Origin of the sequence: Winogradskya consettensis (assembly GCF_018332715.1) — a bacterium.
GTDB lineage: Bacteria > Actinomycetota > Actinomycetes > Mycobacteriales > Micromonosporaceae > Actinoplanes > Actinoplanes consettensis.
Genome location: NZ_BOQP01000025.1, coordinates 15,890 through 35,692 on the forward strand (window position 1 = coordinate 15,890; position 19,803 = coordinate 35,692).

Annotated in this window: 23 protein-coding genes; 8 read left to right on the forward strand and 15 right to left on the reverse strand. The window is 70.6% G+C overall.

Features of this window, described 5'->3' with window-relative positions; genetic code table 11:
* The first annotated feature begins 9 nt into the window (after nt 1-9).
* Entirely contained in the window at nt 10-594 is a 585-nt protein-coding gene (locus tag Aco04nite_RS23130) for a helix-turn-helix domain-containing protein (RefSeq protein ID WP_212999349.1), read from the forward strand.
* A gap of 27 nt (nt 595-621) precedes the next feature.
* On the opposite strand, the gene Aco04nite_RS23135 is transcribed toward Aco04nite_RS23130, so the two are convergent.
* A complete protein-coding gene (locus Aco04nite_RS23135; protein WP_212999350.1) occupies nt 622-1,344 on the reverse strand; it encodes a nucleotidyltransferase domain-containing protein in 723 nt (240 codons plus the stop codon).
* A gap of 66 nt (nt 1,345-1,410) precedes the next feature.
* On the opposite strand from Aco04nite_RS23135, the gene Aco04nite_RS23140 reads away from it, so the two are divergent.
* On the forward strand, nt 1,411-1,854 hold the full coding sequence (locus Aco04nite_RS23140) for a DUF1203 domain-containing protein (protein ID WP_212999351.1): 444 nt from the start codon (nt 1,411-1,413) through the stop codon (nt 1,852-1,854).
* On the opposite strand, the gene cobF is transcribed toward Aco04nite_RS23140, so the two are convergent.
* Together cobF and dinB are read right to left on the reverse strand one after the other, a co-directional pair.
* Complete coding sequence (gene cobF, locus Aco04nite_RS23145) at nt 1,851-2,636, reverse strand: precorrin-6A synthase (deacetylating) (protein WP_244876221.1); 786 nt, start codon at nt 2,634-2,636, stop codon at nt 1,851-1,853. The two genes, Aco04nite_RS23140 and cobF, sit on opposite strands and share 4 nt — an antisense overlap.
* A 398-nt stretch (nt 2,637-3,034) precedes the next feature.
* Nucleotides 3,035-4,225, reverse strand: a complete 1,191-nt coding sequence (gene dinB / locus Aco04nite_RS23150) for a DNA polymerase IV (RefSeq protein ID WP_212999352.1) — start codon at nt 4,223-4,225, stop codon at nt 3,035-3,037.
* 46 nt (nt 4,226-4,271) lie between these two features.
* On the opposite strand from dinB, the gene Aco04nite_RS23155 reads away from it, so the two are divergent.
* A complete protein-coding gene (locus Aco04nite_RS23155; RefSeq protein WP_438874933.1) occupies nt 4,272-4,694 on the forward strand; it encodes a cupin domain-containing protein in 423 nt (140 codons plus the stop codon).
* On the opposite strand, the gene Aco04nite_RS23160 is transcribed toward Aco04nite_RS23155, so the two are convergent.
* Nucleotides 4,656-5,576, reverse strand: coding sequence for an alpha/beta hydrolase (locus Aco04nite_RS23160; protein WP_212999464.1), 921 nt, complete (start codon nt 5,574-5,576; stop codon nt 4,656-4,658). The two genes, Aco04nite_RS23155 and Aco04nite_RS23160, sit on opposite strands and share 39 nt — an antisense overlap.
* Before the next feature lie 135 nt (nt 5,577-5,711).
* On the opposite strand from Aco04nite_RS23160, the gene Aco04nite_RS23165 reads away from it, so the two are divergent.
* Together Aco04nite_RS23165 and Aco04nite_RS23170 are read left to right on the forward strand one after the other, a co-directional pair.
* A complete protein-coding gene (locus tag Aco04nite_RS23165) occupies nt 5,712-6,266 on the forward strand; it encodes a TetR/AcrR family transcriptional regulator (protein WP_244876223.1) in 555 nt (184 codons plus the stop codon).
* Nucleotides 6,267-6,368: 102 nt separating this feature from the next.
* Complete coding sequence (locus Aco04nite_RS23170; RefSeq protein WP_212999354.1) at nt 6,369-6,764, forward strand: Hsp20/alpha crystallin family protein; 396 nt, start codon at nt 6,369-6,371, stop codon at nt 6,762-6,764.
* A 62-nt stretch (nt 6,765-6,826) separates the two neighbouring features.
* Here Aco04nite_RS23170 and Aco04nite_RS23175 read toward each other — a convergent pair whose 3' ends face one another.
* Entirely contained in the window at nt 6,827-7,498 is a 672-nt protein-coding gene (locus Aco04nite_RS23175) for a carbohydrate-binding protein (RefSeq protein ID WP_212999355.1), read from the reverse strand.
* 335 nt (nt 7,499-7,833) lie between these two features.
* On the opposite strand from Aco04nite_RS23175, the gene Aco04nite_RS23180 reads away from it, so the two are divergent.
* Nucleotides 7,834-9,024 (forward strand): beta-1,3-glucanase family protein, encoded by a 1,191-nt coding sequence (locus Aco04nite_RS23180; RefSeq protein WP_212999356.1) that lies wholly within the window; start codon nt 7,834-7,836, stop codon nt 9,022-9,024.
* An 11-nt stretch (nt 9,025-9,035) separates the two neighbouring features.
* On the opposite strand, the gene Aco04nite_RS23185 is transcribed toward Aco04nite_RS23180, so the two are convergent.
* The 3 genes from Aco04nite_RS23185 to Aco04nite_RS23195 form a co-directional block, all read right to left on the reverse strand.
* Complete coding sequence (locus tag Aco04nite_RS23185; protein WP_212999357.1) at nt 9,036-9,569, reverse strand: DUF3558 family protein; 534 nt, start codon at nt 9,567-9,569, stop codon at nt 9,036-9,038.
* 74 nt (nt 9,570-9,643) lie between these two features.
* Complete coding sequence (locus tag Aco04nite_RS23190; RefSeq protein WP_212999358.1) at nt 9,644-10,549, reverse strand: TIGR03619 family F420-dependent LLM class oxidoreductase; 906 nt, start codon at nt 10,547-10,549, stop codon at nt 9,644-9,646.
* Between the two features lie 10 nt (nt 10,550-10,559).
* Complete coding sequence (locus Aco04nite_RS23195) at nt 10,560-11,510, reverse strand: GNAT family N-acetyltransferase (RefSeq protein WP_212999359.1); 951 nt, start codon at nt 11,508-11,510, stop codon at nt 10,560-10,562.
* 81 nt (nt 11,511-11,591) lie between these two features.
* Here Aco04nite_RS23195 and Aco04nite_RS23200 point away from each other — a divergent pair, with 81 nt between their 5' ends.
* A complete protein-coding gene (locus tag Aco04nite_RS23200) occupies nt 11,592-12,317 on the forward strand; it encodes a tetratricopeptide repeat protein (RefSeq protein WP_212999360.1) in 726 nt (241 codons plus the stop codon).
* The gene (locus Aco04nite_RS23205) at nt 12,314-12,751 is read left to right on the forward strand and encodes a TIGR03618 family F420-dependent PPOX class oxidoreductase (RefSeq protein WP_212999361.1); all 438 of its coding nucleotides are present in this window, start codon (nt 12,314-12,316) and stop codon (nt 12,749-12,751) included. Before Aco04nite_RS23200 ends, Aco04nite_RS23205 begins: the two co-directional genes overlap by 4 nt.
* 299 nt (nt 12,752-13,050) lie before the next feature.
* Here the strand turns inward: Aco04nite_RS23205 and Aco04nite_RS23210 are convergent, their stop codons facing one another.
* The 7 genes from Aco04nite_RS23210 to Aco04nite_RS23240 form a co-directional block, all read right to left on the reverse strand.
* A complete protein-coding gene (locus Aco04nite_RS23210) occupies nt 13,051-14,322 on the reverse strand; it encodes an ABC transporter permease (protein ID WP_212999362.1) in 1,272 nt (423 codons plus the stop codon).
* On the reverse strand, nt 14,319-15,008 hold the full coding sequence (locus Aco04nite_RS23215; RefSeq protein ID WP_212999363.1) for an ABC transporter ATP-binding protein: 690 nt from the start codon (nt 15,006-15,008) through the stop codon (nt 14,319-14,321). The genes Aco04nite_RS23210 and Aco04nite_RS23215 overlap by 4 nt, the downstream gene beginning before the upstream one ends.
* Nucleotides 15,005-15,988: an efflux RND transporter periplasmic adaptor subunit gene (locus Aco04nite_RS23220; protein ID WP_212999364.1), complete on the reverse strand. Its 984-nt coding sequence runs from the start codon at nt 15,986-15,988 to the stop codon at nt 15,005-15,007. Before Aco04nite_RS23220 ends, Aco04nite_RS23215 begins: the two co-directional genes overlap by 4 nt.
* A 60-nt stretch (nt 15,989-16,048) precedes the next feature.
* A complete protein-coding gene (locus tag Aco04nite_RS23225) occupies nt 16,049-16,693 on the reverse strand; it encodes an SDR family oxidoreductase (protein ID WP_212999365.1) in 645 nt (214 codons plus the stop codon).
* A gap of 4 nt (nt 16,694-16,697) precedes the next feature.
* The gene (locus Aco04nite_RS23230; protein WP_212999366.1) at nt 16,698-17,366 is read right to left on the reverse strand and encodes a hypothetical protein; all 669 of its coding nucleotides are present in this window, start codon (nt 17,364-17,366) and stop codon (nt 16,698-16,700) included.
* Between the two features lie 12 nt (nt 17,367-17,378).
* A complete protein-coding gene (locus tag Aco04nite_RS23235) occupies nt 17,379-18,401 on the reverse strand; it encodes a LacI family DNA-binding transcriptional regulator (protein WP_244876224.1) in 1,023 nt (340 codons plus the stop codon).
* Between the two features lie 82 nt (nt 18,402-18,483).
* Nucleotides 18,484-19,746: a DUF1996 domain-containing protein gene (locus tag Aco04nite_RS23240; RefSeq protein WP_244876225.1), complete on the reverse strand. Its 1,263-nt coding sequence runs from the start codon at nt 19,744-19,746 to the stop codon at nt 18,484-18,486.
* Nucleotides 19,747-19,803 lie beyond the last annotated feature (57 nt).

Genomic DNA, 19,803 nt, shown 5'->3' on the forward strand with positions numbered 1-19,803 from the left:
TCTGAACGGGTGGACGAACTCGATCAGGCGCTCGGGGCGGTCGGCCCGCGGTTGCGTGCGCTGCGCAAGCAGCGGAACACGACGCTGGCCGACCTCGCCGCGGAGACCGGCATCTCGGTGAGCACGCTGTCCCGGCTCGAGTCCGGCGACCGCAAGCCCACCCTGGAGCTGCTGTTACCGCTGGCCAAGGCGTACGCAGTGACGCTCGACGAGATGGTCGGCGCCCCGCCCACCGGCGATCCCCGCATCCACCTGCGCCCGGTGCAGCGGCACGGGATGACCATGCTGCCGCTGACCCGGCGTGCGGGCGGTATCCAGGCGTTCAAGCTGATCATCCCCGCCGGCTCCGGCAACCGCCCGCACGAGCCGCAGACCCACGAGGGCTACGACTGGATGTACGTCCTCACCGGCCGGCTGCGGATCATCCTGGGCGAGCACGACTTCATCCTGGAGCCCGGCGAGGCAGCCGAGTTCGACACCCGCACCCCGCACTGGTTCGGCGCGGTCGGCCCGGAACCGGTCGAGATCCTCAGCCTCTTCGGCACCCAGGGCGAAAGAGTCCACCTGCGAGCGCGCCCCAAAACCGCAAGCTGACCCGGCGCTCGCGCCCTAAATCGCAGGCTAGGCCCGAGCGGCTGACCGTACGGTCTTCCGCGCGTCCCGCCAGGCGATGTACCCCGAGCGCAGCCGGGGCGAATCGACGTCCTCGCCGCGCCGCCGCGCGAGCAGCTGCTCGATGAGCCACGCCGGCGCGTCGGCCTGCTTGATGGCGTCGGTCTTGGTGAGCAGCCCGCCGTGCGTGAGGCTGTGCCGTCCCCGGGCCATCGAGGTCAGCCCGAGGTCGACCATGACGGGGTCCAGCCAGATCCGCGGCCGCCGCGCCGCCCAGGCCCAATACCCCGTGAGCTCGGCCCGTGCGGCCTCGCGGATGTCATCGTCGCTCACGGCCGGAAAAACTTCCTGAGGGGTACGCCCGAAGACCGCGAATCCGTGCCGCACCAGCTCCGCTCGCGTGACCCCGGACAGAATCCGCTGCACCAGGAGCTCATGCGTCCACGTCGGATGCTCCTTACCGGCCGTACCGATCGTGGCGCCGTCGACGTACACGCAGCCGAGTTTGAGCCCGTAGCCCGCGCCCCGGTCGACGTCGCGGTGCAGTGCCGTGAGCACCGCCTGCCGATCCTGGTCGACGGGCCCGGCAGTGAGCGCGACCAGGTCGAGGTCGCTGACCCCGGCCGTGTAGTCACCGGTGGCGAGCGATCCCGCGACGTGCAGATCGGTCACCCACTCGAGCTCACCGAGCCGCTCACCGAACTCGTCCACCGCGTTCGTCGAGTTCCCCATGCCCTCATTAAACGTCAGGTCTGATTCCCGCCGGACTCCCTGCCTGTTCTGCGCCACGCTGATGCCATGAGAATTGACGCGCTTCCCGATGTGGTGCTCGGCAAGACCCGTGACGAGGGGCCGGGCAGCCCGGTGGAGTTCAGCACGGCCGAGGGCGGCGAGCCGCTGCGTTGCTGCCTGCGTGATGCCACTCCCGGCGAGGACATCATGCTTTTCGGGTACGCGCCGGAGCTGCCGCCCAGCCCGTACCGTGAGATCGGCCCGGTCTTCGCCCACGCGGAACCCTGCGACACCACCCCCGACGAGGGCGCCTACCCCGCGGACTGGCTCGGCCGACCGCAGGTCCTGCGCGCCTATGACCGCGACGGCCGCATCCACCCGGCCACCCGCGTCCACGACGGCACCGATCCGATGGCCGCCATCACCGACGTCCTCGCCGACCCGGACGTCGTCCAGATCCACAGCCGCAACGTTGCTTACGGCTGCTACATGTTCGCCGTCCGCCGTTAGCTGTTGCGCCTCAGCAGATACGTATCCATGATCCAGCCGTGCTTCTCGCGGGCCTCGGCACGGACGCGGCGGATCTCATCGGCGACCTCGGCGAGCGGCCCGGAGATCAGGAGCTCGTCGGGGGTGCCGATGTACGCGCCCCAGTAGATGTCGACGTTCTCCGCGTCGACCTTGCCGAACGTCTGGCCGGCGTCGAGCATGACGATCACGTCGTCGACCTGGTCGGGCCACTGCTCGGCGAGCCGGCGGCCGGTGGTCACCTGGAACGGCTGACCCACCCGGTTGACGCCGATGTGATGCTTGGCGGCGAGGGCGGAGACGCTGCTGATGCCCGGGACCACCTCGTAGTCGAAGCGGGTGTCGCCGCGTTCGAGGATCTCGTCGAGGATGGCGATCGTCGAGTCGTAGAGCGAAGGATCGCCCCAGACGAGGAACGCGCCGGTCTCGCCCTCGAGCAGATGCTCGCGGATCAGCGCCTCGGTCACCTCGGAACGGCGGTGGCGCCAGTCGGCGATCGTCCCCTCGTAGTCCGCCGGGGTGCGGTCACGGTCGGGGTCGCGGCCCTCGGCGATGCGGCGGCTGGGCTTGCCGTAGGACTTGAGGACCGTGCGGCGCAGCTCGATCATGCTCTCCTTGACCTCACCCTTGTCGAGGAGGAAGAACACGTCGGCGCGCCCGATGGCCTTCGCCGCCTGCAGGGTCAGGTGGTCGGGGTCGCCGGCACCGATCCCGATGACATAGATCCGCCGCCCGCTCTCCCCTGAACCCACATCCACAGTCACGCCAGGGATTGTGGCAGGTCGCGCCCCTGCCCGGTCCGGGAGGCCCGACCCCGGCCGGACCCCCGCATGCTCGACCCCCCGCATGCTCGGCGCCGACGGGCCGGCTCCGGCGGGCCCGACCGCGGGAGGCCCGACCCGGGAAGCTGATCCCGGGAAGCTGATCCCGGGAAGCTGATCCCGGCAGGTCCGGCTCCGGCAGGCTGGTTCCCCAGCGGCCTCGGCCGGGGGTGGCTCGGCCGGGGGTGGCCCGGCCGCGGGTAGCCCGGCTCCAGCAGGCTCGGCCCCGGGAGGGCTGGCCGTGGCGGGCCCGACCGCGGTAGGCCCGGCCCCGGGCGGGGGTTGGCCCCGGTGGATTGCGTGCTTGGCGTGGCGGGCGGGCTCCGGCGGGCGTGGGGTGGTCAGTCCGGGAGGATCGGCACGGAGGGGTTCAGGTGGCGGCCGAGGGAGGCTGCGCGGGTGACCGAGGAGGAGCCGAAGCGGTCGCGGACGGCGTCGAGGGCGGTGTCGAGGCCGTCGTCGTGGGGGTTGTCGAAGGGGAGCTCGAGCTGGATGCCGCCGTCGGTGTCGAGGTTGCCGACCGCGACGCCGACCAGGGTGATGCCGCGGTCCTGGATCAGGGGCCAGGCGGTGATCAGCAGGGCGCGGGCCGTCTCGAGGACCGTGCGGGTCTGCGTCGTGGCCTTGAGCAGGCTGCGGGAGCGGGTGACCCGGGTGAAGTCGCCGAACCGCAGCCGGAGCGTCACCGTGCGCCCGGCCCGGCCGGCGGACCGCATCCGTCGGGTCACCCGGTCGACCAGGGCCGCGAGCGTCGCGTCGACCTCGGTGAAGGGGTGGTCGCGGCGGCCGAGGGCGGACTGCGCGCCGATCGATCCGCGGCGGTGGCCCACCTTGACCCGGCGCGGATCGTGGTTGTGCGCGAGGGCGTGCAGGTGCCGGCCCGCGCCACCGCCCAGCATCGCCACCAGCGCGGCCTCGCCGAGCCGGGCCACGTGCCCGACCGTGTGGATCTGGTGCTCCCGCAGTTTGCCGGACGTGACCGGGCCGACGCCCCACAGCCGCTCGATCGGCAGCGGGTGCAGGAACGCGAGCTCCTCGCCGGGTGCCACCACGAGCAGGCCGTCCGGCTTGCCGACCGCGCTCGCGACCTTGGCCAGGAACTTGGTGCGCGCCACCCCGACGGTGATCGGCAGGCCGGTGCGCTCGCGGACCTCGGCGCGCAGCCTGGTGGCGATCGCGGTGGGCGTACCCATGATCCTCTGCAGGCCGCCCACCTCCAGGAAGGCCTCGTCGATGCTGATGCCCTCGACGAGCGGGGTGGTGTCATGAAAGACGTCGAAGACGGCCCTGCTCGCGGCCGAATAGGCGTGCATCCGCGGTGGCACCACGATCGCGCCCGGGCACAGGGCCATGGCCTGCGCGATGCCCATCGGCGTGCGCACCCCGAATGCCTTGGCCTCGTAGCTGGCCGCGAGCACCACCCCGCCACCCACGAGGACCGGACGCCCCCGCAGGCCGGGATCGTCCCGCTGCTCGACCGACGCGTAGAACGAGTCCAGGTCGGCGTGCAGGATGCTCGCCTGATCAGCCACCCCCAGATCTTCGCACACATGTTCGAACAATGGTCTGCGGAAAGATGTGTCCATGACAACGCGCCCCCCGCTTGCCGAAGCCCTTGACCTGCAACCCCACCCCGAGGGTGGCTGGTTCCGCGAGACGTTCCGGTCAAAGACCGTCTTCCACCCCGACGGGTACGCAGGCCCGCGCAACGCCGCCACCGCCATCTACTTCCTGCTCCAGCCCGGCGAGTCCTCGGCCTGGCACGTCGTGAAGTCCGACGAGCTGTGGCTCCTGCACTCCGGCTCGCTCGAGCTCAGCTTCGGCGGCGACGGCCCCGACCCGCAGGAGCCGGGCGAGACCGTGGTCCTGGACCGCGCCAACCCGCAGGGCCTGATCCCCGCCGGCGTCTGGCAGGCGGCCCGCCCGGCCGGCGACGAGCCGGTGCTGGTCAGCTGTGTGGTCTCACCCGGCTTCGACTTCGAGGACTTCCGTATGGCCTGACCCGGCCGGATGCAGGTGGTCGCGCAGGAGGGCAAGGATCTCCCGGCGCGCGGGTCTGGCGGCCGGAACCAGGCCCGGCGTGCTGAGGAAGCTGTGGGTGGCCCTCGGGTAGCGGACAAGGCTGGCTTCGCCGAGTCGTTCGGCGTAGCGGCTCCCGTGATCGGCCAGCGGGTCCAGCGCGGCGGTGACGATCAGCGCGGGCGGGAGGCCTGCCAGGTTCTCGGCCTTCAGGGGGGACACGCTGCTCGGGTCGAGGCCCGGGGGCAGGCTGAACCGGCGGGCCGCCCGCAGCCGGGGCAGCGAGAGCGTGGGGTTGTCGGCGTTCCCGGTGATCGACGGGTAGTCGGTCATGGTCTCGGTCAGGTCGGTGGCTGGGTAGAGGAGCGCCTGGGCGAGCAGGGCCGGGCCGCTGTCGCGGGCGCGCAACGCGAGGAGTGCCGCGATCATGCCGCCGGCGCTCTCGCCCAGCACTGCCACGGCGGTGGGGTCGATGCCCCAGGTGGGGGCGTCTTCGACCAACCGTACGAGCGTGTCGTACCCGTCCTCGATCGGCTGGGGTAGTGGGTGCCGCGGAGCGAGCCGGTATTCGACCGACACGACCACCGCCGGGCAGTGCGCGGCGAGGTGGCTGTTGAGCCAGTCGTTCTGTGCGGCGGTGCCGCCGATGAAGCCTCCACCGTGGAACGAGACGACGAGCGGCAGTTTCCTGGCATCGCGCTTCGGCCGGTGCACGCGCAGCGTCAGCCGGCGGCCCGGGAGCTCGATCGTGGTCTCCTCGATCCGGGCGCGGCGGTCCGGCCGGCCGGTGATGATCCGTGCGGCGCGGGACGAGGCGATGCGGTTGGCCTTCGCGGCGGCCGTGATCACCTGGTCGTCGGTCATGGCGTCCCAGTCGTGGGTGTCCTTGAGGATGCGGGTGCCCAGTGGAGCCCTGCTTCGCATGGTGCCTCCCGGCTTCGCTAGCTGGACCTCTATTACGATACTAGCGGTAGCGTATTGTCAAGGTAGCCTGATCGCGTGCCGGTTTCCTCCGCATCCGCGCCCGGGCGTCCCCGGTCGGATCTCCACGCGACCGTGTTCGGCGCGACCCTGCGCACGATGCACGAGCTGGGCTACGCGAACGCCACGATGGACCGGATCGCCGCGGCTGCCGGCATCGCGAAGACCACGATCTACCGCCGGTGGCCGTCGAAAGGCGTCCTGATCGCGGACTGTCTGCTCGAGGCGTTCAGGCCGGTGCCGTTGGAGGGGCCCACCCGGGAGGAGATCCTGGCCGGCGCCATCCGGTTCCTCGTGGCGAAGATCGGCGAGCCGGGTGTGGGCGTGGCGTTCGCCGGGGTGTTCGTCGACGCCATGAGCGACCCGGCCCTGCGCGAGATCCTGTCCACGCGGCTGCAGGACCCGTACCGGATCGCGCTCCAGGAGGCGCTGGGCGAGCCGGAGGAGCGCGTTCTATTGATCATCGACGTCCTCGTCGGAACATTGCTGCACCGGATGGGCATGACCGGAGCGCCGATGGGCGGGGCTGACGTCGCCGTGCTGACCGAGATGGTTCTGCGCGTGCTGCGATAGCTCGTGTCGCAGCTCACGCCCGCTGCTGGAAGGGAGCGGGCAGGGCTCCGGTTATAAGACTTGAGCGTGTAGCGCTCAACTTTGAAATCGGAGGAGATCCTGATGGTGCTGCGTAATGACTACCGCGAGTTCGACCGCCTGACCGCTCGCGTCTTCGACACCGCGACCCGTAACGCGGGCGCGCGGCTGGACGCGTACCGCGATGGGGACACCTTCGTCATCGACATCGATCTGCCGGGCGTCGACCCGGCCGGGATCGACATCTCGGTCGACCGCAAGGTGCTCACCGTGCGGGCCGAGCGCAAGCGGGTCGAGCGTGAGGGCGTGAAGTACGTCGTGGCCGAGCGGCCGACGGGTGCGGTGAGCCGGCAGGTGTTCCTGTCCGAGTCGCTGGACACCGACCGGCTCGAGGCCCGCTACGAGAACGGCGTGCTGAACCTCAGCATCCCGGTCACGGAGAAGGCCAAGCCACGCAAGTTCGAGGTCGCCGGCGTCTGATTAGCCGAGAAGCCCGGGGCGAAACGCTCCGGGCTTTTCCCATGGAAAAAACCATGGAAAACTCAGTGCGAGAAGGCGAAGTAGTTCAGGTTGAGGAATTCCGTGCCGGAGTCGCTCGCGAACGTCACGTAGAGCGTATGCATCCCGGTCGTCGGCGTGATGCCCGTGGTCATGGTCTGCCACTTCTGCCAGCCGCCCATGTTGCCCACGGTGATGGTGCCGATCGGGGTGCCGCCCAGGCTGTCGAGGCGCAGCTCGATCCGGCCCTGCACGCCGTCGCCGACGTCCGAGGCGACCCGGGCCGCGAACTGGGTGGCCGGGGTGCCGGAGAAGTTGACCTGGTCGAACTGCAGCCAGTCGCCGCCGTTGATCCAGCCGATGTTCTTGCCGCCGCCGTCGTCCTCGGTGTCCTGGGACTCGGTGCCCTGCTGATTGGTGGAATTCTCCGCCTGGATCGTGCTGTACGCGTCGGTCCCGCCCTTCGGCTCCTCAACAGTCGGCGACGGCTCAACAGACGGCGGCGGCGACTCCGAAGTGGGCGCGAGAGCAGATGGCGAAGAGACCGGAGGTAGCGGGGCGGCGACGGCAGGGGAGGACGAGCCACCCTGGAGCCGTCCGATCGTGTAGCCGACAAGGACGAGGGCGAGCCCGGCCGCGGCGAGCAGCACCCGCTTGCGGGTGACCCGCGAGCGCGAGTGGTAGGTCCCGGGCGAGCGGGGAGCGGTCGTAGTCATCGGGTCGGAAGAATAGCCGAAGCCCGGCCGCCGGTGGTGCACGCGCTGCCCCGGCAACACTGCCCGAAATTCCCCGACCCTCGTGCTGACCTGCGATGACGACCCGTAATTCGATTACCGTCACGGTGTGCTACAGGCGGGGCGACATCAATTGACATCGCTACGCTGCGAGATCACAGTGTGAGAGCGCTCTCGCAGCGAAGGCAGCGGCGGAGCGTGACGGTCAGGGCGCATCCCCCTTCCGATGTCCGCCCCCGAAGCGTCCCTGGCCGGCGTGGGATCCCTCCCGGCACTGCCGGGCCCGCGCGACCCGGGGGCCGGACCGTGGAGTGCTCATGCGACTCAATCGAAAATCCCTGCTCGGCCTCGCCGTGGCGGCGGTCGCCGTCCCCGCCGCCGTCGCGGTGATCCCCAACGCGAGTGCGGCGACCCTGCCGGACCTGCTCCCGCTGACCGTCACCAACGACTCCGGTCGCGGTGAGGCAGTGCACCTGTACGTGCTCGGCGAGTCCGGCGGCAAGCTCGGCTACGTCACCGAGGCCGGCACGTTCACGCCGTGGACCGGCGGCGCGAACCCGCCCGCCCCGGCGCCCGACGTGTCGATCGACGGCCCGGCAGCCGGGGCCAGCAAGACCATCGAGGTGCCGAAGGGACTCTCGGGCCGGATGTACATGTCGTTCGGCGAGAAGCTCGACTTCAAGCTCAGCCAGGACGGCGGTCTCGTGCAGCCCGCGCCGTGGGCGGCCGGGGAAGCGAACAGCGACATCCTGTTCGACTGGAGCGAGTTCACGTACAACGACTCCGGGGTGTTCCTGAACAGCTCCCAGGTCGACATGTTCGCCGTGCCGCACAAGGTCAGCGTGACCGGGTCGGACGGGCAGACCCAGGCGACCGGCGAGCTCAAGGCAGGCGGCCGCAACGCCGTGATCGACGCGCTGAAGGCGGACGCCGACTTCAGTAAGCTGGTGCAGACCCGCGAGGACGGGACCGTGCTGCGGGTGCTGTCACCGGGCAAGGGTGCCGACGCCGGTGGCTTCGACCCGAACTACCTGGCGGGCTACATCGACGAGGCGTGGGCTGCGTACGCGAACACCGACCTCACCGTCACCCCGTTCCTGGACCAGCCGGACAAGGCGTTCAAGGGCCGTACATCCGGTGACGTCATGAACTTCACCGACTCGACCGGCGCGCAGGTCGCCAGCATCACCAAGCCGAGCACCTCGAACGTGTGGGGCTGCGACGGCAACCTCGGCGCCCCGAACGACCTCGTGGTGGGCCCGATCGCCCGCAGCCTCTGCGCGGCACTGCAGCGCACCACGCTCGGCAGCCAGGACGTCGAGCCCAGCACCGACGTGTCGACGTTCTACCAGCACGACCCGACGAACGACTACGCGAAGGTGATCCACGCGAACATGGTGGACGGCAAGGCGTACGCGTTCGCGTTCGACGACGTCGCCAACCAGGAGTCCCTGGTCCACGACGGCGCCCCGACCGCGATCGGGATCGCGCTGAGCCCCTTCAACTAGGTACCGATCGACTAGACCCGGGAGATCAGGACCTTCGCGATCTCCCGGGCCTTGTCGATGTTCTGCTCGTCGCTGTCCCCGCGCGAGTACACGTCGATCGAGACCGTGCCGTAGAGCACGTAGAGATGTCCGGCCAGGGAGAACGCGTCCTCGCCGACGCCGTCCACCGGCTCGGCGCCCTCGATCACCGTGGTGAAGTCGCTCTCGGTGGTCCGGGACAGGAAGATCGCCAGCTGCCCGCTCGGCTGCTGCCACTGGCAGAACCGGGTGGTCGCGCCGGTCTTCTCGCCGTCGTGGTCGGTCTGGCTGATCGCCCGGCCGGTCAGCTCCTTGACCTCGGTGTCGCTGAGCAGCGTGCACGGGTCGGGGATGTCGCCGGAGTCCTTGACGGAGTCACCCATCCCGGAGCTCGCCGCGGGAGTCGTCGCGTTGGGCTCTGCGGCATCGGTGGTGGCGGTCGGCGCGGTGGCGGGAGCAGCCGTCACGCCACACGCGCTGAGGGCGGTGGCGGAGACGACAGCGAGGACGGCAAGGCGGAGCTTCATGCGCTCAGCGTGCCGCCCACCCCGGCCGCGAGGATAGATCAAAGGGCCAGCAATGACCCGTACGCCTGGAAAACTCAGCCGTTGGGTGCGAGCGCGGTCAGGATTTCCTCGGCACGCTCGCCCGCGGCGCGCGGATCGGCGTCCGGGGAACCGATGTTGGGGTCCCAGTTGAGATCGTAGAAGAGCTCGGTGACGCCGGCTTCGGCGTACAACTCGGCACCGCCCTTGATCTGCTCCCACGTGCCGGACAGCGGCACACTGTCGTCTCGCAGACCGGGTCTGACCACACCGCGCACGACGATTCGGACCTCGTCGGGGTCGCGGCCGGACTCCTCGGCGGCACGCCGCACGATCTGCGTGCCCCGGGCGATCTCCTCGAAGGACGCCCGGCTGCTGCTCACCCAGCCGGCCGCGAGCCGCCCGGCGCGCCGCAGCGCGACGTCCGCGGTGCCACCCAGCAGGATCGGCGGGCCACCCGCCTGCACCGGCGCGGGAGCCATGCTGCTCGGGGGCACGGTGTAGAACTCCCCCTCGTACGCGGAGACCTTGTCGTTGAAAAGCGTCGCCAGCACCGCGAGATACTCCTCGGTGCGCCGGCCGCGCGGGTTGGGGTCGGAGTTGGTCGCCGCGAACTCCACCTCGGACCAGCCCGTGCCGAGCCCCAGGTCGAAGCGGCCGCCGGACAGCACGTCGAGGGTGCTCGCCTGTTTCGCGAGGTAGGCGGGTGACACGTACGGCAGGTTGATGACCGCGACGCCGAGCCTGATCTGGGTGGTCCGCGCCGCGGCGTACGTCAGCGCGAGCATCGGGTCGAGCACGCTGCGATACACCGGGGCGAGCTCCTGGTCGACGCCCGCGAGCAGCCGCTGGAACGCCCACAGCCCGTGATAGCCCAGCTCCTCGGCCCGCATCGCGAACCCGGTCACCGACATCGGGTCCGCCCACACGCCGGCCACCGGGCACCCGCAGCTGATCAACATGGTTTTCACGTTAGAGGGCGGGGAGGTTCTTCGCCATCTGCTGGGCGAGCACCTCGAAGCCCAGCCGTTGGTAGAGCGCCATCGCCCGCACGTTGTAGCCGTGCACGTTGAGCCCGATGCTGCGCAGTCCGCGGCGGGCGAGCTCCTGCTGCACCGCGGCGATGACGAGGCTGCCGTAGCCGCGGGACCGGAACGCCGGGTCGATCTCGATGTTGTGCAGCCAGCCCATGCCCGGGGACCGCTGGGACACACCCGACCAGACCCAGCCCACTTCAACACCCTCGGCCACCACCGTACGCAGCTGCACGCCCTCGGTCTCCGGCCCCTGGGGCAGCCACTCGGCGATCCGGCGCCGGGCCAGCTGCGCCGCGTCCGCCGGCGGGAGCCCCTCGTCCTGGGAAAGATCCGCGGCGAACTCCTCGACGAGCGTCGCCATCCGCGTGTCGTAGTCGCGCATCGTCACCAGCGAGACGCCCTCGCTTGCCGGGATGTCGACGAGCGCCCGGGCCCGCTGCTGGTTGGTGATCTCGTATCCGGACCGCTCGTAGAGGCGCCGGGCGGTGGCGTTGTGGCCGTAGACGTTCAGGCCGACCCGGGGGATGCCGCGCACGCTCAGGTCGCGCTCGACGAGATCGAGGACGCTCCGGGCGTACCCGTGATTGCGGTGTGGGGGGTCGATCACGAGATCGGAGATCCAGGCCATGGCGGGTGAGAACGTCCCGGGCAGCGACACCCAGACCCAGCCGATCTCCTCGCCGGCCAGGACGGCCCTGCGCAGCAGGTGCCCCGGCGTGGCCGGGCCGTCCGGCAGGTGGCGCCCGACGTTCGCGGCGGCGAGCATCTCGGCTTCCTGGACCGTGCGCCCCTCGGCCTTGACCAGCGCATCGGTGACATCGGCGACCAGTGCGCCCCGCCGCCGGGCAAAATCGGCCTCGCTCAGGTCCTCAATGGTCAGCGCCATCCGGCGAGCTTCCCATGACCCGGAAGGGTCGGTCCGTCCGAGGGACAGCGCCGAGGGGCCGGTGGGCAGTAATCTCCGCATATGGGTACGACGGGGGAAACACTGACGGCCGGTAACGAAGCCATGTTCGAGGCGGCGTTCCGGACAGGCGACTACGGCCGGGCCGAGGAGACGTTCACCGCGCTGCTGACCGACGCCCGCGAGGCCGGCGACCGGGCGCTGGAGGCCGCGGCGCTGGACCGACTGGCGATGCTGACCCACTTCCGGGCGCTGGAGAACGACCTGGCCGACGCGGACAGCGAGATCGAGGTGGGCCTCTTCGAGCAGGCCCTGGAGATCCGCCGCGAGCTCGGCGACGAGGCCGGCACCGCGGAGTCGCTCTTCGGGCTGGGCCTGGCACACCAGGTCCTCCGCAGCGACTGGGCGACCGCGATGCCCTACTACCGCGAGGCCCTCGAGCTCGCTGAGCGCCACGACGACCTGCTGCTGCGCTCCGAGGTGCACCGCCACATCGGCTTCTACTACGCGATGGGCGACCTGGAGTCCGACCGGGCCCTGCACCACCTCAAGATCTCTCACGACCTGCGCACCGAGCTCGGCGACCCGCGCTGGATCCCCGGCGGCACGGTCGCCCTGGGCATCGCCGAGCTCGCCGACGGCCTGCGCGAACAGGGCCTCGCCCACATGCGCCAGGCGCTCCAGCAGGCCCGCGACGCCAACCTCAGCGCCCAGCGCATCGCCTGGATCGAAAAGTTCCTCGCGAACGCCGAGATCGGCCTGGACCCCGCGGGCAAGAAGTTCGCATGACCACCCTGCAGGAAGCCTGGGGCCTCGTGAGCGACGAGAGCGGCCTCGCCATCATCTCGACCCTGCGGGCCGACAGCACCATCCAGTCGTCCCTGGTCAACGTCGGTGTCCTGGCGCACCCGGCCACCGGCCAGCAGGTCCTGGCGTTCGTCACCTACGGCAAGGTCAAGATGGCCAACCTGCGTGCCCGCCCGCAGATCACCACGGCCTTCCGCAAGGGCTGGCAGTGGGCGACGGTCGAGGGCGTCGCCCAGCTCGCCGGCCCCGAGGATCCCCAGCCGTGGCTCGACCCGGAATCCCTGCGCCTGCTGCTCCGCGCCATCTTCACCTCGGCCGGCGGCACCCACGACGACTGGGACGAGTACGACCGCGTGATGGCCGAGCAGAACCGCACCGCCGTGCTGATCAGCCCCACCCGCGTCTACAGCAACTAGTGTCCTGAGGCTTTGATTGTTCGCGGTAGGAGCCGAGGGCGGCGGGATCTGGCCGGGGGCACGAAGTTGTGCCGAAACCGGCTATGCCGCAACCTTCTGCGGCTTTCAGTGTCAAGTGTGGGCCAATCACGTCTGGCCATGAAACATATGTTCTTCACGTCAGACGTGATTGACCGGATTTGAAGAGCGACACCGCAGAAAGTTCTCTCATCCCGGTGTCCGGCGCAACATTCAGCCTCGCGGCATGGAAAGGGTGATCCACCCGGACCGGACCAACAAGCAACCGCTGGCTCAGGACGCTAGGCGCGCATGACCGTGGCGATGGGGATGCCGGCGGCTCGTAGGGCGGGGACGAAGCCGCCCAGGATGCCGGCGATCAGGCCCGCGATGATGCCCGCGACGCCGGCTTCCCATGGGAACTGGACGTCGCGCAGGAACGGTTGCTGGTCGCCGAAGAGGGCCGAGAGGGCTTTCAGGCCGGCGGCGCTGAGCCCGATCGCCGCCGCCGCGGTGAGCAGGCCGGTGAGCAGGGTTTCGGCGAGCACGATGCCGGCGAGCAGGGAGCGGGGTGTGCCCACCGCCCGGCGCAGGGCGAACTCCTCGACGCGTTCGCCCACGGTGGCGAGGCCGACGTTGAGGATGCCGGCGACGCCGATCAGCAGGACCAGGGCCGCCATCGCCAGGAAGATCAGCCGGAACAGTTTCAGCTCGTCCTGCATGTCCTTGCGGCTGTTGATGGTCCGGGCGTACGTGTCGACGCCGATCCCGCGTAGTTTGGCCGTCAGCACCTGGGCGACCGGGTTGCCCGGGGCCAGCATCACCTGGACACCGTTGCCGCCGTTGGGGTCCACCACGCCCTCGGCCGACAGCCAGTTGTTGAGCTCGTCGAGGCGGGCGTACGCGGTCGGTGAGGTGTTGCCGTCGTCGACGACCCCGATGAACTGTGGCGTGATGTTGCTGGTCGCGCCGGGGATGTGCAGCTCGGCGGGGACCCGGTGCTCGGCGAAGCCCCTGGCGGCCTCCTCGTTGAGCACGAGCCGCGGCGCCAGGGCGGGGATGGTGGTGAAGTCGAGCCATTCGCCGCTGCGGTGCCGGAACGGGCGGAACTCGCGTACGTCGCTGGTCATGGCCGAGATCTGCAGGTCGATGGCCTGGCCCGCGGGTCTGGCGGTGCAGACGCCGTCGGGGGTGCAGTCCTGGGGTGCGCCCCAGTCCTCGTCGAACGGGGAACCACCCGGGTTGACGGCGGTGACGCCGGGTTCGCCGATGGTGGCCGCGACGCTGACCAGGGCCGTCGCGCCGGTGCTGCCGTCCAGGGTGTCGACGACGATCTTCGCCGCCTCGGGGGTCGGGTTCAGCTCCAGCACGGTGGTGCCGTCGATGCCCTCGGTGAGCTCGACGTCGGCGAGCCTGGCGCGCTCGGCGATGCTGGCGCCGGTCTGCACCACCACGACGGCGAGGACGCCGAGGAAGAGGCTGATCATCGAGAGCAGGGTGCGGGTCTTGCGGGCGCGGATGCCCTGCAGGCCGATGATCAGGGCCGACCGGAACCGCCCGGAGAGCCGGATCACGCGGGGACCCGCTCGGTCAGCACGCCGTCGACCAGGTCGAGGGTGCGGTCCATCCGGGCGGCGTGGTCCCGGTCGTGGGTGACCAGGACCAGCCCGCAGCCCCGGCCGGTCGCCGCGAGCAGGGAGTCGATGACCGAGGTGCCGGTCTCGGTGTCCAGGGCGCCGGTGGGCTCGTCGGCGAGCAGGATCTTCGGGTTGCGGACCAGGGCCCGGGCGATCGCCACCCGCTGCTGCTCGCCGCCGGACATCCGGGGCGGCTTGTTCCTGGCCAGGTGGGCGATGCCGACCTGGTCGAGCGCGGCCATGACCTGGGCGCGGCGGTTCCGGCGCGGCAGCCAGCCCTGCCCGTTGACCAGCGCCATCGAGACGTTCTGCGCCGCGGTCAGATGCTTGAGCAGGAAGAACCGCTGGAAGACGAAGCCGAAGTGGGAGCTGCGCAGCTTGGCGGCGCGGCGCTCGGGCAGCCGGGTGATGTCCTGGCCGTCCAGCCGGTAGGTGCCCTCGTCGGCCCGGTCGAACAGGCCGAGGACGCTCAGCAGGGTGCTCTTGCCGGAGCCGGAGCGCCCGACGATCGCGATGCTGCGGCCGGCGTTCACCTCCAGGTCGACCCCGTCGAGGATCGTGCGCGGCTCCTGCTGGCCCTTGAGGATCTTGGACACGCCGGTGAGCTCGATCAGGGGGCTCATCCCGGCCCTCCGGACGGGTTGCCGGCGTCACCCGCGGGCCCGGCGGGCAGGTTCGGCGCGGGGATGGCGATCTCCTCCGAGCCGGTCAGGCCCTTCTTGATCTGGATGACCTTCCCATCGGTCAAACCAAGATCAACATCGACCGTCTTGCGTACGCGCTCAGCGCCCACAACCACATCGACCTTGCCCCTGCCCTGCGTCCCGGCAACCGCCTCGACGGGCAGCACCATCGCCTTCGACGCCTTGTCGGTCACCACGTCGAGGGTGACGTCCGCGCCGTTGATCAGGTTGACGTCGTCCGGGGCGGTGCAGACGAGCCGCAACCCCGTCGCGTCGGAGCCCTGGGCGGGGGGTTGCTCCGGTTCCGGCTCGGCAACGGGAGCCCCGGAAGGCGCCGGAGTGGTCGGCGCCGGGGGTGGCGCGGGGATCGTCCCGGCCGGCAATGCCGCGATGGTGCCCAGCGGCGTGCACTTGAACGGGCCGGGGCCGTTCTTGATCTGCCCCTGCACCGATTTCGCCGACCCGGAGATCCGGTAGGCGAGCGAGCTGTCGATGTCGGCGACGATGGCGTACCCGGAATGCTTCGCGGAGATGACCGGCATCCCCTCGGTGACCTGGGCGTGGTCGTCGAGCAGTTGCCCGGCCAGCGTGGAGCCCTTGGGGATCTGGACGCGGTGCGCCTGGTCGTCGTCCCAGACCGTCGCCACCCAGGTCAGGTGCCTGACCGGGCTGCTCGTCGGCTGGCGGTCGAGGTAACGCAGCTCGCCGTCGATCGGCGCGACGATCCCGAAGACCGGGTCGATGCTCACCTTGCCGGTCAGCGCGATCCGGTTGGTCAGGTCCTGCCGGGTCGGCTTGACCGTGGTGAGCACCGTGCCGCGGGCCTCGAGCCCGGGCGTCTGCGCCTCGCCACCGCCCGACGTGCACCCCGCAACCACCGCTACCGCGGCAACCGCCGCCCCCGTTCTGAGGAACCGCACCCCGACCTCCCCGGCGCCGGAACGGACCCGTTCCATCCCGGCCGCCGGAGCTTACAAGGATCAAGCAAGAGCGTCGATGGCTGCCCGAATGGGCGTTTCGCCGCCGAAGAGCTCGAACGTCAGGCCGATGGCGGACGGCGTGGTCAGGACGTGGGCGAGCACGGCCGCCACATCGTCGCGGGGGATCGAGGCCCGGCCGCCCAGCTCGAGGCTCGCCGTGACGAGGCCGGTGCCCGGGTCGTCGGTGAGCCCGCCCGGCCGCACGATGGTGTAGTCGAGGCCCGTGCCGCGCACGTAGTCGTCCGCCTCGCCCTTCGCCCGCAGGTAGGCGCTCATCGAGCCGCCGAGCGAGTCGGGGCTCTCGACGCCGATGGAGGAGATCAGCACGTAACGGCGCACTCCGGTGGCGACTGCCGCGTCGGCGAGCTTGACCGCGCCGCCCAGGTCGACCGTCCGTTTGCGCTCGTCGCCGCTCCCGGGCCCGCCACCGGCCGCGAAGACCACGGCGTCGGCGCCCCGGACGTACTCATCGAGCGTTTTGTCGTTCTCCAGGTCACCGATGACCGCGACGGCACCGACGGCCTCGAGGTCGGCGGCCTGATCGGGGGAGCGGATCAGCCCGCGCGCGGTGTGTCCCTCGTCGGCCAGCAGCTTCAGCAGCCGCAGCGCGATCTTTCCGTGCCCGCCGGCAACAAGAATGTCCATGCCCTCAGTCTTCTCCGCCGGACGCCGCCTTGAACGCGACATCGCTCACGTCCGCGGCCACCTCGGTGAGGTCCGTCCCGTACGCGGCCGGCTCCCGCACACGCAGGACCAGGCAGAACTCCTGGGGCAGGTCCCCGTAGTGCTTCGCGAGGTAGCGGGCGGCGGCGAGATTGCCGTCGGAGGCGAGCCCACCCAGGTAGAAGACCGGTGCCGGAGCACGGAAACAGGCGAGCAGGGCATAGCTGTTCTCGGGATCGTTGACGTACGTCGTGCCACCCACCGAGAATCCGCGGTTCTCGTACGCGATGCCGCGCAACGCCGAGCGCAGGTGCACGGCGGTACGTGGGTTGACCGTGGGCCCGCCGACGCAGAATTCGGCGGACCGGCCCAGCTCCTGACGGATGTCGGCGCCGCCGATCAGGTCCGTGCGCCCGCCGCACTCGCGAACGAGGGTGGCCAGTTCGACCAGGGCGGCCACGTCACGGCGGTGCACGCTCAGCTCGCTGGGGGAGGAATGGTGCCGGCCGGTGACGAGCAGGCTGCTCACCCCGGGGGTGACGCCGAAAAATGCGCGTTCACGGTCCAGGCGGCGGCGCCGGATCGCGAACTGGGCGAGCCAGACGGCGGTGCCGGCGATGACGCTGGCCAAGAGATTGATGAGAAGATCGACCACCCGCACACGGTGTCAGGCCGAGTCGCGCAGCACCAATGTGGGCTGGAACGTCACCGAGCGCGGCAGCCGGCCGGGGCTCGCGATGTGGGCCATCAGCACCTCGGCCATCTCCGCCGCCATCTCCTCGACCGGCTGACGGATCGTGGTCAGCAGCGGGCGGCAGTCCAGCGCGGCGCTGCTGTCGTCGAAGCCGACCACGGCGATGTCGTCGGGGACCCGCCGGCCGAGATCCTGCACCGCCCGCAGCGCACCCTCGGCCATCAGGTCGTTCCCGACGAAGAGCCCGTCGATGCCGGGGTGCTCGGCGAGCAGCCGCCGCGCGCCCTCCTCGCCGCCGTGCCGGGTGAAGTCGCCCTCGACCGTCGGCACCTCGGCAAGGCCACGGTTGGCGAGGTAGGACCGGAACCCGTCGAGCCGGTCCTGGCCGGAGGGGATGTCGAGCGGGCCGCTGATCGTGGCGAGCCGCCGGCAGCCCCGCGCGAGCAGGTGCTCGGCCGCGAGCCGGGCACCGAGGCGCTGGTCGACGTCGACGAAGCTGGCCGCGAGCGGCGACGCGGGACGGGCCGACACCACCGCGGGGATGCCCAGCTCGTGCACCTGGCGGGGGAGCGGGTCCTGCTCGTGGCTGCTGATCAGCAGCACGCCGTCGACGTGGCCCTGACGCAGGTAACGCAGCACGTGGTGATGGTCGGCCGAGTCCGTCGGGATGATCACCAGGTGGATGTCGTGCGGGCGCAGCGCCCCGGTCGCCCCGGCGGTGATCCGGCCGAAGTACGGGTCGGTGAAGATCCGGTTCAGGAACGACGAGTCGTGCGGGCGGTCCGGCTCGGAGATCACCAGCGCCACGGAGTTCGACTTGCGGGTGACCAGCGAGCGGGCCGCGACGTTCGGGACGTACCCGGTATCGGCGATGGCCCGCTCGACGATCTCGCGGATCTTCGCGTCGACGGTCGTCGCGCCGTTGATCACCCGGGACACGGTGGCCCGGGAGACTCCGGCCGCTTCCGCCACCTGGTCCATCGTCGGGTTCTTCATCGCGTTTGTTATAGCAGCGCCCCCTGTGGGCCCTGTGCCCCAACGGCCCGGACGTTGCTTGCGGGCCGTTGGGGCAGCCATCTCAGGGACGACCGTTCGCGCCGCACTTGATGATGGGCCGGATGCAGTCGTTGACCCGGCGGGCCAGCTCGTCGACCGGCCACGCGTTGAAGAAGTCGCCGTGCATCGTGTAGCCGCGGCCCGACGCGAGCCGGAACCCGGCGGTGTTGCCGTTGACGGGGTAGCGCATGACCTGGCGCAGCTTCGGCACGACCACCGGGTGGCTGGCCGGGCAGGCGTTGTTCACCGGGTACGCCATGTGGCTCTTGTGATCGGCGGAGTCCAGGTTCACCCCGTCCCAGCAGTGCGGGAAATCGAGGTAGGACTCCAGCATCGAGCCCGCCGGGCAGGTCACGAAGTCGTGCGACGAGCCCGCGTCCCCGGCGCCCAGGCAGGACCACCGGGAGATCGTGTTGTCGTCCGGTCCGGTGGCCTTCGCGTTGCCGGCCACGATCCGCAATCCGAGCGGGAACGGCTGCGTCGTGGCGATCAGCGCGTCACTGACCCCCTCGCCGAGGTAGTAGAAGACGCCGGTGGTCGGTTCGACCGGGACGTCGTTGTTGTAGAACGTCGGGATCCAGTACGCGGACTTGTCGATCGACGGGTTGCAGTTGCTGTTCGCGTTGATGAGATCCGTGACCGTGGTGCTCGCCTTGGTCGTCTCGCTGCCGAAGAAGCTGTGCATGTGCGAGGCGCCGGGCAGGTTGGGGAAGATGATCGGGTCGTCCGGCAGGCGGTGACTGGCCGGGCAGTCGGCGAGGAATTCCGCCACGCGTACGGCGCCGGGCGGGACGGTCGGCGGGACCGTTGGGCCGCCGCCGGTGCCGTACACCTCGAACTCCGCCAGCGAGACACCCCACTGGGTGGCGCGGGCGGTCGACTGCACCCGCACGTAGCGCCCCGAGCCGGACACCGCGACCGTCTGGCGGCCGACGGCACCGGTCAGGCCGGTCTTCAGGTTCGTCCAGGTGCTGGCGTTGGCGGAGATCTGGAGATTGAAGGTACGCGCGTACGCCGTCTCCCAGTCGAGCACGATCGACGACACGTTCGCCGTCCCACCGAGGTCGACCTGGAGCCACTGCGGGTCGCTGAACGCGCTCGACCAGCGGGTGCCGGCGTTGCCGTCGACGGCGTTCGAGGCGGGGAAGGCTGCTGACTCGGTGGAGGACGCGGTGGCCGTACGTCCCTGGGAGAGCAGGCCGTCGGCGGCGCTGGCACCGGTCTGGGTCAAGGCTAGATAGGCGGTCATGACGACTGCGGCGGTTGCCGCGAGAGTCTTACGCATGGGATTCCTTTCCCGAGCCGGGGCAGGGATGGGGGCCCTGCCCCGGCGGGCTGGATG